This window comes from Methylobacterium sp. Gmos3, from assembly GCF_056430985.1.
On record NZ_JBWJYL010000007.1, the window covers coordinates 183,558 to 198,069 of the forward strand.

Below are 14,512 nucleotides of genomic sequence, written 5' to 3' on the forward strand. Positions count from 1 at the left end.
GCCGCCAAGGGATAACGCAGGGTCGCGGGGGTGGGGCACAGGCAGAATTTCGCCGGTATTGTCACCGCCTTGCATCGGCCGGATGCCAGGGACGACAACCGCCACCCGGCCTGATACAGACCCGACCGTTCCACGGACCCGCGAAGCCATGTCCGATCCCCTCGTTCTCATCCCGGCGCGACTCGCCGCCACCCGCCTGCCGAACAAGCCGCTGGCCGACATCGCGGGCGAGCCGATGATCCTCCATGTCTGGCGCCGTGCGGTGGAGGCCGGGATCGGCCCCGTCGTGGTGGCGACGGACACCCCGGACATCGTGCAGGTGGTGGAGGCGGCGGGCGGCCTCGCGGTGCTGACGCGGCCCGACCACCCGTCCGGCTCCGACCGTCTCGCAGAAGCGCTGGAGAGCATCGACCCGGAGGGCCGGCACGACGTGGTCGTCAACGTCCAGGGCGACCTGCCGACCATCGACCCGGCGATCATCGGCGCGTCGATCGTGCCCCTGTCCGACCGGAATGTGGACATCGTCACCCTCTGCGCGGCGATCACCGACCCGGAGGAGGCCGACAACCCCAACGTGGTGAAGCTCGTGGGCCACGAGGTGGCCCCGCGCCGCCTGCGCGCCCTGTACTTCACCCGCGCCCGCGCGCCCTACGGCCCCGGCCCGCTCTGGCACCATATCGGCCTCTACGCCTACCGCCGGAAGGCGCTGACCCGCTTCGTCGCCCTGCCGCCGGGCGAGCTGGAGACCCGCGAGAAGCTTGAGCAGCTCCGCGCCCTGGAAGCCGGGATGCGCATCGACGCGGCGGTCGTGGACGACCTGCCGCTCGGCGTCGACACCCCCGCCGACCTTGAAAAGGCGCGGGCGCTGATGCAGCGCCGCCGCCTCAACTGAACCCGCACGAGACGATGTCTGAGCGTACCATCTCCTACCAGGGCGAGCCCGGGGCCAACTCGCACATCATCTGCTCCCAGGCCTATCCGGACTGGACCCCGCTGCCCTGCCCAACCTTCGAGGACGCCTTCGCGGCGGTGACGGAGGGGCGGGCGCAGCGGGCGATGATCCCCATCGAGAACTCGCTAGCGGGCCGGGTGGCGGACATCCACCACCTGATCCCGACCTCGCCGCTGCACATCGTGGCGGAGCACTTCCTGCCGATCCACTTCCAGCTGATGGTGCTGCCGGGCACGCCCGTTGAGGCGCTGAAGAGCGTGCACAGCCATGTCCACGCGCTGGGCCAATGCCGGCGGATCATCCGGCGCCTCGGCCTCCGCTCGGTGGTGAGCGGCGACACGGCGGGCGCCGCCCGCGAGATCGCGGAAGCCGGCGATCCGAGCCGGGCGGCTTTGGCCCCCGCCATGGCGGCGGATGTCTACGGCCTCGAGATCCTGATGCGCGACGTCGAGGACGCTGCCCACAACACCACGCGCTTCGTGGTGTTCTCGCCGGAGCCCGAGCCGGCCACGGGGGAGGGCGCCTTCGTGACGAGCTTCGTCTTCCGCGTGCGCAATATCCCGGCGGCGCTCTACAAGGCGCTCGGCGGCTTCGCCACCAACGGCGTGAACATGACGAAGCTCGAGAGCTACATGATCGAGGGCGAGTTCACCGCCACGCAATTCTACGCCGAGGTCGACGGCCACCCCGAGGAGCCGGGCCTGCGCCGGGCGCTGGACGAACTCGGCTACTTCTCGCGGGAATTGCGGATCGTCGGGACCTACCCGGCGCACCCCTTCCGCGAGATGGCGCGCCCGGCGGCGGAATAGCCGGCGGGGCTACTCCCGCCGGATCACCCGGTCCACCACCACGTCCGACCAGAAACCCGGCCGGAAGTCGCGCTTCAGCGCCTCCGGGTCGTAGACGGTCTTGACCCAGGTGAGGAAGTCGAGGCCCTGCGGCTCGCCCTCGGTGAGGTAGCGGGCGAAGAAGGCGTCGAGGATGCCGGTCTTGGCGAAGCGGAAATGGCCGTAGCGGGCCGAGAGCTGGCGCGCGGCCTCGGCCACCGGGCGCCCCTCGTGCAGAATCAGGTAGAGCGCCGCCGCGAGCCCCGCCCGGTCGGCGCCCGACTTGCAGTGCATCACCGCCGGGTATTCGATCCCCTCGAAGAAGCGCTTGGCGGCCAGGATCGTCTCCCGGTCAGGGGCATCGCGGGAGCGCAGCACGAATTCCACCAGCGTCAGACCGTGGCGCTCGCAGGCCTCGCGCTGAAGCGGCCAGGAGCCGTGCTCGCGCCCGCCGCGCAGGGAGATCACCGTCCGCACGCCATCGGCGCGGAACCGGGCGAGCTGGTGCGGGCCGGGCTGAGCCGAGCGCCAGACCTGCCCCCGGCCGACCCGGTGCCGGTTGAGATAGGCGAGGCGGAACACCCCGTGGTCCACGAGCAGCATGTTCGCCCAGGCCAAGAGTCGGCTGCCCGGTCCGCCGATCGGCCGCTCGAAGCGGGCGATGCGGGCCATGCGGCGGGCGTAGCGCGTTTCGGGCTTGAGAAAACGTTTGAGCACGATGGGTCCGGAAGGCGACGTGCGCCTGTACCAGTCGCCCGGTGGTCGGGCAAATGCCGCGCAAAACGGCGCCGATCTTGCCTTTACTCCGCCGGGATCGGGACCGAACCTGCGGCATGTCCGGAGGGTTGTCCGCCGAAGACGAGAGGGGAGGCCGAGCCGATGAGCACGCGCACCACGAGCATCCGCCGGGCCAGGGAGGCCGATATCGGTGGCTTGTCGAGGGTGTTCGATGCGGCTTGGCGGGAGGCCTATCGCGGCATCATTCCCGGCGTCGCCCTGGAAAAGCTGATCGCCGGGCGGGGGCAGCCCTGGTGGCGGGGGGCCCTCAAGCGGGGGCGGCCCATCGCCCTGGTCGAGAACGGCGACACGATCGTGGGCTACGCCGCCTACGGCCGGGCGCGCAGCCGGGCGCTGGGCACCGACGGCGAGGTGGATGAACTCTATCTCCTGCCCGAATACCAGGGAATCGGCCTCGGCCGGCGGCTCTTCCGCGCGATCCGCAACGACCTCGCCGATCACGGCCTCGGCCGGCTCGGCGTCTGGACGCTCGAGGACAATATTCGCGCGGGCGCCTTCTACGAAAGTATGGGGGGCCAGCGCGGGCCGCTCGTGCCGGATCGCGTGGCGGGCATCACGCTGCCCAAGGTCGGCTACATCTTCAGCTAAACGAACGGTTTTCCCGCTCCGTGGCGCCTCGGCGATTTGCACTGAGCGCGCGCGTGTCTATGAGACCCCCAGCGCGGCCATGTCCGCCTCAGGGAGCGACCCCCCATGAATATCGACGCGATCTCGATCGGCAAGAATCCGCCGCATGACGTCAACGTCATCATCGAGGTTCCGCTCGGCGGAGAGCCGATCAAGTACGAGATGGATAAGGAATCCGGCGCGCTGGTCGTGGACCGGTTCCTCTACACGCCGATGTTCTACCCCGGGAACTACGGCTTCATCCCGCACACCCTCTCCGGCGACGGCGACCCGTGCGACGTGCTGATCGCCAACACCCGCGCCGTGGTGCCGGGGGCGATCATGAGCGCCCGCCCCGTGGGCGTGATGGTGATGCAGGACGAGGGCGGCGAGGACGAGAAGATCATCGCCGTGCCCTCGCGCCACCTGACCAAGCGCTACGACCGGGTCGAGAACTACACCGACCTGCCTGAGATCACGATCCACCAGATCCAGCACTTCTTCGAGCACTACAAGGATCTGGAGCCCGGCAAGTGGGTCAAGTTCGTCCGCTGGGGCGACAAGGAAGAGGCGCACCGCCTCATCGCCGAGGGCCTCGAGCGGGCGAAGTCCAAGGCCTGAGCCTCGTCCTCACCGCATCAGGCGCGGCACGCTCTCGCGTTGCTGCGCCGCCTCGCGGATGAAGAGTCCCTTCAGCCCCGGTAGCTTGTCGACGAGGCCGAGGCCGAGGTCGCGGGCGAGCCGGAGCGGCAGGGCATCGTTGGAGAACAGGCGGTTCAGCCCGTCCGTGGCCGCCGCCATCGCCAGGGTGTCGAAGCGGCGGGCGCGCTCGTAGCCCCGCAGCACGTCCGGGCTGCCGGGATCGAGCCCGAGGCGCATCGCGTCGCCGATGCCCTCCGCGAGGGCGGCGGCGTCGGCGAGGCCGAGATTGAGCCCCTGTCCGGCGAGGGGGTGGATGACGTGGGCCGCGTCGCCGAGCAGCGCCAGCCGTTCCGCCTGGAACGCCCGCGCGATCCCGAGCGACAGCGGGTAGCTGTGCGGCCCCTCTTCGAGGGCGATCTCGCCCAGATCGAGGGTGAAGCGCCGGGCGATCTGCCCCAGCACCTCGTCCGGCGCACCGGAGAGCAGCGCGGGGGCATCCTCCTTGCGCTCCGTCCAGACGATGGACGAGCGGTGCCCGAGGGCGCCGCCGTCCCGCAGCGGCAGGATCGCGAAGGGGCCGGAGGGCAGGAAATGCTCGAAGGCCCGGCCCTCGTGCGGGCGCGCATGGGCGATGGTCGCCACGATCCCGACCTGCGGATAGGACCAGCCGACCCAGCCGATCCGCGCGGCCTCGCGCAGGCGGGAACGGGCGCCGTCCGACGCGACCAGCAGGTCGGCCGCGACGCTCTCGCCCGAGGAGAGCTCGACCCGCATCCGCCCGCCCTCGCTCGCGGCGCGGGTCACCGCCACCGTCTCGATGGCGATTCCGGCGTCCCGGCAGGCCTTGAGCAGGGCCACGCCCAGGGGTTCGGCCTCGACCATGTGGGCGAAGGGCTCGCCCGCCTCCAGCGGGACATCGCCGAAGCTGAGGAACACCGGCCGCACCGGATCGGCGACGCGGCTGTCGCTGATCTCCATGCGGGTGATCGGCTCGGCGGCGTCGGTGATGGCATCCCAGATCCCGAGCCGGGTCAGCATCCGCCGCCCCCCCGCCGCGATGGCGTAGGCCCGGCCGCGATGGCGCTCCGGCGCGGCGCCGCCGGGATCGAGCACGCCGACAATCATCGCCGCCCCATTCTCGCGCTTGAGCGCGAGGGCGAGGGTCAACCCGGCGAGGCCGCCTCCGGCGATCAGAACCGTGCGGCTGCCGGGGCGAGCGCCGTTCCGGGCGGATGCGAGCGTGGCCGCCTTCATCGCAAGTCTCCGTTTCCGTGATGGCGGCGCATGGACCGCGCGTTGGCCTCAGCCTATGTCGCATCCGAAGCCGGAACGGAAACCCCGGCCGAGCGGATCCCACCCGAATGTCCGACGCCGACACCGATGCGATGACCGAGGCGGTCGCCGAACTGATCGCCATCCTCGACCTGGAGCGGTTGGAGACCGACCTGTTCCGGGGCCAGAACCCCAAGACCGGCTGGCGGCGGGTCTTCGGCGGGCAGGTGGTGGCCCAGGCCCTGGTCGCGGCGACCCGCACCGTGCCGGCGGACCGGCCGGTCCATTCGCTGCACGCCTATTTCCTGCTGCCGGGCGACCCGAGGATCCCCATCGTCTACGAGGTGGAGCGCCTGCGCGACGGCCAGAGCTTCACCACCCGGCGGGTGAAGGCGATCCAGAACGGCCGGGCGATCTTCGCCACCACGGTCTCGTTCCAGATCGTGGAGGATGGGTTCACCCATCTTCCGACGATGCCCCCCGTGGCGGGACCCGAAGGCCTTCCCGGCGGACGCGAGATCGCCGCCGAGGCGGGGCTCGCCCTGCCCGAGGCCATCGCCGCCTATTTCGCCCGGCCCCGGCCCATCGAACTGCGTCCGGTCGACCTCCGGCGCTATCGCGGCGGGGAGCCGCGCGAGCCGGTCTTCAACGTCTGGCTGCGCGCTGCCGCCGCCCTGCCGGACGATCCCGCCCTGCACCGGGCCGTGCTGGCCTACGCCTCCGACATGACGCTGCTCGACGTGTCGCTGATCCCGCACGGGCGCTCGGTCTTCGATCCGCAGGTGCAGGCGGCGAGCCTCGATCATGCCCTGTGGTTCCACGGGCCGGTGAAGGCGGATGGCTGGCTCCTCTACGCGCAGGACAGCCCGGCCGCCACGGGCGCGCGGGGCTTCGCGCGCGGCCAGATCTTCGACCGCGACGGGCGGCTCGTGGCCTCCGTCGCCCAGGAAGGTCTGATCCGTCCGCGGTTGGATTAAACCGCGCACTGCAACGTGCGGGGCGCCTTTCGCGCCGCCGCGTGCGTTCTTTGTCCAAATTGCCTCATCGGTCCTCAGGCGCTCGCGAAAGCTGCGCGTTTGGTAGGCAGACGGGCGGCTAATTTGCGGGCAGGCGATCCCCGGCCTCACGTTTGTACGGCCGAGCTTGGCTGGCACAGTCCTTGAATAGGGAGCCTTAACCGCAGGCCATTCCGGCCATGTGGGCCACCCGGATCGGGGTGCCGCGCCGGTCCGGCAGCGGCGACGGATCCCGAGGACGCAACAAGGGGGTGCCACCCATGAAGATCGTGATGGCCATCATCAAGCCGTTCAAGCTGGAGGAGGTACGCGACGCCCTCACCGGCATCGGCGTGCACGGCCTGACGGTGACCGAAGTGAAGGGTTACGGCCGTCAAAAGGGCCATACCGAGATCTATCGCGGCGCCGAATACGCCGTGAGCTTCCTGCCGAAGCTCAAGATCGAGGTGGCGGTCGCCAGCGACCTGACCTCCAGCGTCGTCGACGCCATCGCGGGTGCCGCCCGCACCGGCCAGATCGGCGACGGCAAGATCTTCGTCATGCCGCTCGAGAAGGCGGTGCGCATCCGGACCGGCGAGACCGACGCCGACGCCCTCTGAGCGAAGGGGCCGCGCCGGCCATACCGGCGGCGCCCGTTCGACCCCCCCCTATTCCCTTTCCGATCTTCCACACCGCGACAGCGACCGGGAGCCTCGTGCCCATGAAACTCCGTACTGCCCTCACGCTCGGCTTGGGAGGAGCGGCGCTCGCCCTCCTCTTGGTCGAGCCCTCGCTCGCGCAGACGCCGACCCCTGAGGCCGCGTCTCCGCCCCCGTCTCCGATCCCGAACAAGGGAGACACCGCCTGGATGCTGGTCTCGTCGGCCCTCGTGCTGATGATGAGCGTCCCCGGCCTCGCCCTGTTCTACGGTGGCCTCGTGCGCACCAAGAACATGCTCTCGGTCCTCACCCAGGTCTTCGCCATCGTGGCGATCGTCGGCCTGCTCTGGGTGTTCTACGGCTACAGCCTCGCCTTCACCAACGGCGGCGGCATCAACGACTTCATCGGCGGCTTCTCGAAGGCCTTCCTGAAGGGCGTCGACCCGAACTCCACGGTGGCGACCTTCTCGAACGGCGTCGTCATCCCCGAATACGTCTACATCTGCTTCCAGATGACGTTCGCGATGATCACCCCGGCCCTCATCGTCGGCGCCTTCGCCGAGCGGATGAAGTTCTCGGCGCTGGTCGTGTTCATGATCCTCTGGGTCACGCTGATCTACTTCCCGATGGCCCACATGGTCTGGTATTGGGCCGGCCCGGATGCGGTCGGAAACGCCGCCAAGGCGCTCGCCGCCGCGACGGACGACGCCTCTAAGGCCAGCGCCCAGGCCGCCCTCGACGCTGTCAACAAGGATGCGGGCTTCCTCTTCCAGAAGGGCGCCCTCGACTTCGCTGGCGGCACCGTGGTGCACATCAACGCGGGCATCGCGGGCTTCGTGGGCTGCCTGATGCTCGGCAAGCGCATCGGCTACGGCCGTGACCTGCTGGCCCCGCACTCGCTGACCATGACCATGATCGGTGCCTCGCTCCTGTGGGTCGGCTGGTTCGGCTTCAACGCCGGCTCGAACCTCGAGTCCAACGGCACCACCGCGCTCGCCATGCTCAACACCTTCGTCGCCACCTGCGGCGCGGCGGTGGCGTGGCTGTTCGCCGAGTGGGCGATCAAGGGCAAGCCGTCGCTGCTCGGCATGGTCTCGGGTGCCATCGCCGGCCTCGTGGCCGTCACCCCGGCCTCCGGCTTCGCCGGCCCGATGGGCTCGATCGTGCTCGGCCTCGTCGCCGGCGTGGTCTGCTTCATCATGTGCTCGACCGTGAAGAACGCCATCGGCTACGACGACTCGCTGGACGTCTTCGGCGTCCACTGCGTCGGCGGCATCCTCGGCGCCCTGGCGACGGGCATCCTGGTCGATCCGAACCTCGGCGGCGTCGGTATCCCCGACTACAGCACCAAGCCGGGCGAGATGGTGGTCGGCGCCTACGACATGATGAGCCAAGTCATCGTGCAGGCGGAGGCCGTCGGCCTGACCCTGCTCTGGTCGGGCATCGGGTCCGCCATCCTCTACAAGCTCGTCGACCTCACGATCGGCCTGCGCGTTACGCAGGAAGAGGAGCGCGAGGGCCTCGACATCGCCGATCACGGCGAGCGCGCCTACAACTACTGAGCCTCAGGCTCTGACGACGAAGGCCCCGGCTCTCGCGAGCCGGGGCCTTTTTTCTATCCGCATCCTTCCTGCACCCGCCGCAATCCCACCCGACACCTCATCCTGAGGTGCCCGCCCCGGCGGGCCTCGAAGGAGGGCTCCAGGGATCGTGGAGCCTTCTGGATGCCTCCTTCGAGGCGGCTTTCGCCGCACCTCAGGATGAGGGGGGAGAGTAGGGCGGGTGAGGGTCGCCGAAAGGCGAGGCGAGCCTCAGAACCGCAGGGCCCGCACCCGCTTCACCTGTGGGATGTCTGCGATCTGCGCCAGCACGTCCTCCGGCACAGGCCCATCCACGGCCACGAAGGCGATGGCGTCGCCGCCCTCGCGCTCGCGGCCGAGGTTGAAGGTCGCGACGTTCATGCCGGCCTCCCCGAGCAGGCTGCCGAAGCGCCCGATGAAGCCCGGCCTGTCGTGGTTGCGCACGAACAGCATGTGCGGGGCGAAGGCCGCATCCATGGCGATGCCGCGGATCTCGATGATCCGCGGCTTGCCGTCCTGGAAGACGGTGCCGGCCGCGTCGCGGGGCATGTCCTGGGCCTCGACGGTGATCCGCACCACCGATTCGAAGGTGCTGTGGGCGCCCCCCCGGCGCACCTCGTCCACCACGATCCCGTGCTCGTGCGCCAGGGCCGGCGCCGAGATCATGTTCACGTCGGAGCGGAAGGCGCGCAGCACCCCCGTCACCGCCGCCGCCGTGAGCGCGCGGGTGTTCATCTCCGCGACCGCGCCCTCGTAGACCACGCGGATGCCGGTGACCGGCGCCTCGGTGAGCTGCCCGAGGAACGAGCCGAGCTTCTCGGCCAGCTCCACGAAGGGCCGCAGGCGCGGCGCCTCGTCGGCGGTGATGGCGGGGAAGTTCACCGCGTTGGCGATGGCTCCGTCCGTGAGATAGGCCGAGATCTGCTCCGCCACCTGCAACGCCACGTTCTCCTGCGCCTCCGCCGTCGAGGCGCCGAGATGCGGCGTGCAGACGACGTTCGGATGCCCGAAGAGCGGGTTCTCCATCGCCGGCTCGACGGCGAACACATCGAGCGCCGCCCCCGCCACATGGCCGGAATCCAGGGCGGCGCGAAGTGCCGCCTCGTCCAGCAGGCCGCCACGGGCGCAGTTGACGATGCGCACGCCGGGTTTCGCCCGCGCCAGAGCCTCGGCCGAGAGGATGTTGCGCGTCTTCTCGGTAAGTGGGACGTGCAGGGTGATGACGTCGGCGCGGGCGAGGAGATCGTCGAGGTCGACCTTCTCGACCCCGAGCGCCACCGCCCGTTCCGCCGAGAGGAACGGATCGTAGGCGATCACCTTCATCCTTAGGCCGATGCCGCGCTCCGCGACGATGGCGCCGATGTTGCCGCAGCCGACGACGCCCAGCGTCTTGGCGGTGAGCTCGATGCCGAGGAAGCGGTTCTTCTCCCACTTCCCGGCCTGCGTCGAGGCGTCGGCCTGCGGGATCTGGCGGGCCAGCGCGAACATCATCGCGATGGCGTGCTCGGCGGTGGTGATCGCATTGCCGTGGGGCGTGTTCATCACGATCACGCCCTTGGCCGTCGCGGCGGCGACATCGACGTTGTCGACGCCGATGCCGGCCCGGCCGATTACCCTCAGCCGGGTCGCGGCCTCCAGCACCTTCGGCGTGACCTTGGTGGCCGAGCGGATGGCGAGGCCGTCATAGGCGCCGATCTCGCGGATCAGCGCGTCGCGGTCCTTGCCGAGATCGGGGCGGAAATCGACCGCGATGCCGCGATCCTTGAAGATGCGGATTGCCGCCTCGGAGAGGGCGTCGGAGACGAGAACTCGCTTGGGGGTTTGGGTGTGCGCGGGCATGGGGCCTCCGGCGCTGGAAAGGAATGGACGGGCGCGCGTCTGCGCGTCCTCGCTGCTGGGGGCAGGGGGCGGCTTAACCCTCGACGTCATTGCGAGCGTCAGCGAAGCAAACCAGGGCAGCGGGACGTTCCGGGACCTTAGCGGATCCCTGGATTGCTTCTCTTCGCTCGCAAAGACGGGGCGAGTTTGTCAGCGTTCACGACGCCCCCCCGGAGGGCAGGGCGCTCGCACGCAAGAACGATGGCGTCAGGCCGCTGCGGTCAGCGCGGCCTTCTCCTGGGCGAAGGCCCAGTCGAGCCACGGGAGCAGCGCCTCGACATCGGCGGTCTCCACGGTGGCGCCGCACCAGATCCGGAGGCCGGCGGGGGCATCGCGATAGGCCGCGATGTCCAGGGCGACGCCCTCCTTCTCCAGCCGGGAGGCGATCCCCTTGGCCAGCGCGGCCACGGCGTCGTCGCCCTTGGCCAGCACGTCCGGGTCGGCGATCACGAGGCAGACGCCCGTGTTGGAGCGCGTCGCCGGATCGACGGCGAGCGGCGCGACCCACGGGGTGCGGTCGACCCAGGCATAGATCGCCGCCGCGTTGGCGTCGGCGCGGGCGTGCAGGGCCGGCAGCCCGCCGAGCCCCTTCGCCCAATTCAGCGTGTCGATGTAATCCTCGACCGCGAGCATGGAGGGCGTGTTGATCGTGTCGCCCTTGAAAATGCCCTCAATGAGCTTGCCGCCCTTGGTGAGGCGGAACACCTTCGGCAGCGGCCAGGACGGGGTGTAGCTCTCCAGCCGGGCCACGGCGCGGGGCGAGAGGATCAGCATCCCGTGCGCGGCCTCGCCGCCCATCACCTTCTGCCAGGAGAAGGTGACGACATCGAGCTTGTCCCACGGCAGGTCTTGCGCGAACGCGGCCGAGGTGGCGTCGCAGATCGTCAGCCCCTCGCGGTCGGCGGCGATCCACGCGCCGTCCGGCACCTTCACCCCGGCGGCGGTGCCGTTCCAGGTGAAGACGACGTCATGGGTCTTCGTGTCGATGGAGGCGAGGTCCGGCAGCACGCCGTAGGGCGTCTGGTGGATCACCGGCTCGATCTTGAGCTGCTTGAGCGCGTCGGTAACCCACTCCTTGCCGAAGGCCTCCCAGGCGGCGACCGTCACCGGGCGGCAGCCCAGCAGGGTCCACATCGCCATCTCGACGGCGCCGGTATCCGAGGCCGGGACGATGCCGATCCGGTAATCGGCCGGCACCTGGAGGATCTCGCGGGTCAGGTCGATGGCCTGCGCGAGCTTGGCCTTGCCGAGGGGGGAGCGGTGCGAGCGGCCGAGGGCGGCGTCGGCCAGGGCTTGCGGGGTCCAGCCGGGGCGCTTGGCGCAGGGGCCGGACGAGAAATGGTTCACGCGCGGGCGCGTGTTGGGGCGAGCACTCATGATGATCCATCCTTGCAGATGGGCGCTCCTCGTTGGGGAGGAGTGTCCCGCCGACGCGGATGCGCCCAAACTTGGCCGGATGCAAGGGCGATCCGCGCCGGGACGATCACGTTCGGGTATGGGGAACGGGCGATTAAGATCGGCCGATTACCCTGAACGGCGTACCGCGTTGTGTTCCAGGTGCGCCGATGTCCTATGAAGATGCCGCGATCGTCGCGGCCTTTACCGTTCTGTTCGCCCTCGTGATCGCCATGCTGCCGCGTGGCCGGAAGAGCGAAATGATGGAGCGCCCGCAGGTGCAGGTGCTGGAATTCGATCCCCTCGTCGTCGATGCGGACGGGCCGGTCCTCGACCTCAAGCCGGCCTGAGGGCGTTCAGCGCTTCCTGCCCTCCAGCAGATCGGGGCGCCGCTCGGCGGTGATCCGCTCGGCCTCCGCCCGCCGCCATTGGGCGATGGCGCCGTGGTTGCCGCCGTTCAGGATGTCCGGGATGGCGCGGCCCTCCCACTCCCTCGGGCGGGTGTAGTGCGGGTATTCGAGGAGCCCGCCCTCGAAGCTCTCCTCGACGCCCGACTCGGCCTTGCCCATCACGCCGGGCAGCAGGCGCACGCAGGCATCGAGCAGGGTCAGCGCCGCGATCTCGCCGCCGGACAACACGTAATCGCCGATCGACACCTCCTCCAGGTTGCGGCCTGCGATCACCCGCTCGTCCACACCCTCGAATCGGCCGCAGACCACGAGCACGCCCGGCCCCGCCGCGAGTTCGCGCACTCGCTCCTGACGCAGCGGACGGCCCCGGGGCGACATGAGCAGGCGCGGCCGGGGATCCTCCTCCGGCGCGGCGGCATCGATGGCGGCGGCCAGGACATCGCAGCGCAGGACCATGCCGGCCCCGCCGCCGGAGGGCGTATCGTCCACGTTCCGGTGGCGGCCGAGCCCGTGCTCGCGGATGTTGCGCGCCTCAAGGCTCCACTCCCCTCGGGCGAGGGCATCGCCCGAGAGCGACAGGCCGAGGGGGCCGGGGAACATCTCCGGGTAGAGGGTGAGGATCGTGGCCCGCCAGGGCATGTCCGCGCGCGTCATGGCGTTCCATCGCGCGTCCGGTGCGGCACGGTCAACGCGGCCGGCACCGTCGGGCTCATTCGGCCGTTAAGGAAGATGCTGCGCCGCTCTCTCCTCCTCTCCCTCGTGCTGATGGGCCCCGCCCACGCCGCAGGTCCGCTGGCCCCTCCCGGCTCCCCCGCCGAGGCCTTCCCGAAGCCGGATCGCCCCGTCGCCGAGATCGTCGCGCCGCAATGGACGGCCGAGGCCCAGCGGGACAAGGCCGGCGAGTTCGATCAGGTCGCCAAGGCCATGCGGATCGGCCCCGGCGAGACGGTGGCCGATATCGGGGCGGGCAGCGGCTATTACGTCGTGCGCCTGAGCCCCCGCGTTGGGTCTTCGGGAAAGGTTCTCGCGGAAGACGTCACGCCGGCCTACCTCGCCAATCTCGAGCGGCGGGTGAAGGGGCTCGGCAATGTCACGGTCGTGAAGGGCGAGCCGCACGACCCGCGGCTCCCGCCGGCCTCCGTCGATGCCGTGGTGCTGGTCCACATGTACCACGAGATCACGCAGCCCTTCGGCCTGCTCTACAACCTCGCGCCCGCGATGCGGCCAGGCGGCCGCGTCGGCATCCTCGATGCGGACGACATCCCCTCCCGCCACGGCACGCCGCCCGCCCTTCTGCGCTGCGAATTAGCGGCGGTCGGCTATCGCGAGACCGGCTTCCACCCGATGCCGGACGGCACCTATCTCGCGGTGTTCGAGGCCCCCGCGCCGGAGGCGAGGCCGAAGCCGGAGGCGATTCGCCCGTGCCGGGATGTCGCCACGGCGCGATAGGGCCAGCCGTACGAATCAACGCACCGTTGCTTGAGCACCGCTAAGCCGGCGGTGATAACGGCCACGCTTGAGGCGCCTCTCCGACCCGAAGGCCCCCGCTACGGGGCTTGCGGCGGAGCTGATCGGCCGTCGCCCCCGCACGGGTGAGGAGATCGATCGGAGAGGAGGTGATTCGTGTGCTCGGGATACCGATCCTCACCGTCACCGTGAGTAAAAATGCCAGCGCGTGGTCTGTGACCATCACGCTGGCATTCAAGCTCATATAGCAGCAGAGCAAAGGAGCCGGGGCGAGGTAGCGCTTTCCCTGGCTCCACCCTGAGGATAAATCCCCAGGCCCCGAATTTCAATCGCCCCGTCCGAGCAGTTCAGCCCGGATCGTCGGCCGGCTTCGGCCCCGGTGCCTCGAAGAAATCCTCAGGCAGCGCGACGGTGATCCGTCTTGCCGGCACGTCGAGATCGGGCACGAACGCCTTGGTGAAGGGCAGGAGCGCCGTCGCCCCGCCTGCGGCCGGGCGCAGTTCCAGGAGATCGCCGCCGCCGTAATTCGGCACCGCGACCACCGTCGCGACGACGGTCCCCGTGGCATCGACGGCGCTGGCGCCGATCAGGTCGGTGGTGAACACCTCGTCGCTGTCCTCCGGCGTGCCGAGGCGGGCGCGGGGGACGTAGATCGCGAGGCGGTTCAGGGCCTCGGCGGCGGTGCGGCCGGAGACGCCCTGGACGCGGGCGATCAGCATGTCGGCCGAGGCGCCGGGGGCGGGGCGGACCTCGGCGAGGGCCAGCGCCCGCCCGTCGGCGGTCGTCAGCGGGCCGTAGCCGGCGATGGCCATCGGCTCGGCCGTGTAGGACTTCAGCCGCACCTCGCCGTTGAGGCCGTGCGCCCGCCCGAACTCGCCCATCAGGACGAGATCCGGATCGACGGCGGCGGGCGGCGGCTTCGGGGCGGGGGGCTTGGCCGAGGTCGCGACCTCCGGCGCGAGGGCCGGAGGTCGGGCGCGGCGAGCGCCGTCGCGGGAATGGGGACCAGCGGGGCGGCGCGTCACCGGCGC

Annotated in this window: 15 protein-coding genes; 9 read left to right on the top strand and 6 right to left on the bottom strand. The window is 70.3% G+C overall.

Annotation, left to right across the window (positions count from 1 at the left end; all coding sequences use genetic code 11):
* Positions 1-148: 148 nt before the first annotated feature.
* Positions 149-892 carry a 3-deoxy-manno-octulosonate cytidylyltransferase gene (locus tag ACS5Q7_RS16075; RefSeq protein ID WP_478340305.1) on the top strand — a complete coding sequence of 248 codons (744 nt, stop codon included), beginning with the start codon at positions 149-151 and terminating at the stop codon, positions 890-892.
* A gap of 14 nt (positions 893-906) precedes the next feature.
* Positions 907-1,761, top strand: a complete 855-nt coding sequence (locus tag ACS5Q7_RS16080) for a prephenate dehydratase (RefSeq protein ID WP_478340306.1) — start codon at positions 907-909, stop codon at positions 1,759-1,761.
* A gap of 9 nt (positions 1,762-1,770) precedes the next feature.
* Here ACS5Q7_RS16080 and ACS5Q7_RS16085 read toward each other — a convergent pair whose 3' ends face one another.
* The gene (locus ACS5Q7_RS16085; protein WP_478340307.1) at positions 1,771-2,496 is read right to left on the bottom strand and encodes a tyrosine-protein phosphatase; all 726 of its coding nucleotides are present in this window, start codon (positions 2,494-2,496) and stop codon (positions 1,771-1,773) included.
* A 162-nt stretch (positions 2,497-2,658) separates the two neighbouring features.
* On the opposite strand from ACS5Q7_RS16085, the gene ACS5Q7_RS16090 reads away from it, so the two are divergent.
* The gene (locus ACS5Q7_RS16090) at positions 2,659-3,165 is read left to right on the top strand and encodes an N-acetyltransferase family protein (protein WP_478340308.1); all 507 of its coding nucleotides are present in this window, start codon (positions 2,659-2,661) and stop codon (positions 3,163-3,165) included.
* A 105-nt stretch (positions 3,166-3,270) separates the two neighbouring features.
* Positions 3,271-3,804 carry an inorganic diphosphatase gene (gene ppa / locus ACS5Q7_RS16095; RefSeq protein WP_478340309.1) on the top strand — a complete coding sequence of 178 codons (534 nt, stop codon included), beginning with the start codon at positions 3,271-3,273 and terminating at the stop codon, positions 3,802-3,804.
* A gap of 9 nt (positions 3,805-3,813) precedes the next feature.
* On the opposite strand, the gene ACS5Q7_RS16100 is transcribed toward ppa, so the two are convergent.
* Positions 3,814-5,079, bottom strand: a complete 1,266-nt coding sequence (locus ACS5Q7_RS16100) for an FAD-dependent monooxygenase (RefSeq protein ID WP_478340310.1) — start codon at positions 5,077-5,079, stop codon at positions 3,814-3,816.
* Between the two features lie 107 nt (positions 5,080-5,186).
* Here ACS5Q7_RS16100 and tesB point away from each other — a divergent pair, with 107 nt between their 5' ends.
* The 3 genes from tesB to ACS5Q7_RS16115 all read left to right on the top strand — a co-directional run bounded on the left by tesB (position 5,187) and on the right by ACS5Q7_RS16115 (position 8,313).
* The gene (gene tesB, locus ACS5Q7_RS16105) at positions 5,187-6,074 is read left to right on the top strand and encodes an acyl-CoA thioesterase II (RefSeq protein ID WP_478340311.1); all 888 of its coding nucleotides are present in this window, start codon (positions 5,187-5,189) and stop codon (positions 6,072-6,074) included.
* A gap of 299 nt (positions 6,075-6,373) precedes the next feature.
* A complete protein-coding gene (locus ACS5Q7_RS16110; RefSeq protein WP_238248428.1) occupies positions 6,374-6,712 on the top strand; it encodes a P-II family nitrogen regulator in 339 nt (112 codons plus the stop codon).
* A gap of 101 nt (positions 6,713-6,813) precedes the next feature.
* Complete coding sequence (locus ACS5Q7_RS16115) at positions 6,814-8,313, top strand: ammonium transporter (protein WP_478340312.1); 1,500 nt, start codon at positions 6,814-6,816, stop codon at positions 8,311-8,313.
* A 249-nt stretch (positions 8,314-8,562) separates the two neighbouring features.
* Here ACS5Q7_RS16115 and serA read toward each other — a convergent pair whose 3' ends face one another.
* A complete protein-coding gene (gene serA, locus ACS5Q7_RS16120; protein WP_478340313.1) occupies positions 8,563-10,170 on the bottom strand; it encodes a phosphoglycerate dehydrogenase in 1,608 nt (535 codons plus the stop codon).
* A gap of 246 nt (positions 10,171-10,416) precedes the next feature.
* Positions 10,417-11,586, bottom strand: coding sequence for a phosphoserine transaminase (locus ACS5Q7_RS16125; RefSeq protein ID WP_478340314.1), 1,170 nt, complete (start codon positions 11,584-11,586; stop codon positions 10,417-10,419).
* 188 nt (positions 11,587-11,774) lie between these two features.
* Here ACS5Q7_RS16125 and ACS5Q7_RS16130 point away from each other — a divergent pair, with 188 nt between their 5' ends.
* Positions 11,775-11,954, top strand: a complete 180-nt coding sequence (locus tag ACS5Q7_RS16130) for a hypothetical protein (RefSeq protein ID WP_478340315.1) — start codon at positions 11,775-11,777, stop codon at positions 11,952-11,954.
* A gap of 6 nt (positions 11,955-11,960) precedes the next feature.
* Here the strand turns inward: ACS5Q7_RS16130 and trmD are convergent, their stop codons facing one another.
* Positions 11,961-12,668 (bottom strand): tRNA (guanosine(37)-N1)-methyltransferase TrmD, encoded by a 708-nt coding sequence (gene trmD / locus ACS5Q7_RS16135; protein ID WP_478340316.1) that lies wholly within the window; start codon positions 12,666-12,668, stop codon positions 11,961-11,963.
* 75 nt (positions 12,669-12,743) lie between these two features.
* Here trmD and ACS5Q7_RS16140 point away from each other — a divergent pair, with 75 nt between their 5' ends.
* The gene (locus ACS5Q7_RS16140) at positions 12,744-13,463 is read left to right on the top strand and encodes a class I SAM-dependent methyltransferase (protein WP_478340317.1); all 720 of its coding nucleotides are present in this window, start codon (positions 12,744-12,746) and stop codon (positions 13,461-13,463) included.
* A 365-nt stretch (positions 13,464-13,828) separates the two neighbouring features.
* Here ACS5Q7_RS16140 and rimM read toward each other — a convergent pair whose 3' ends face one another.
* A complete protein-coding gene (rimM, locus tag ACS5Q7_RS16145; RefSeq protein WP_478340318.1) occupies positions 13,829-14,506 on the bottom strand; it encodes a ribosome maturation factor RimM in 678 nt (225 codons plus the stop codon).
* Between the last annotated feature and the right edge of the window lie 6 nt (positions 14,507-14,512).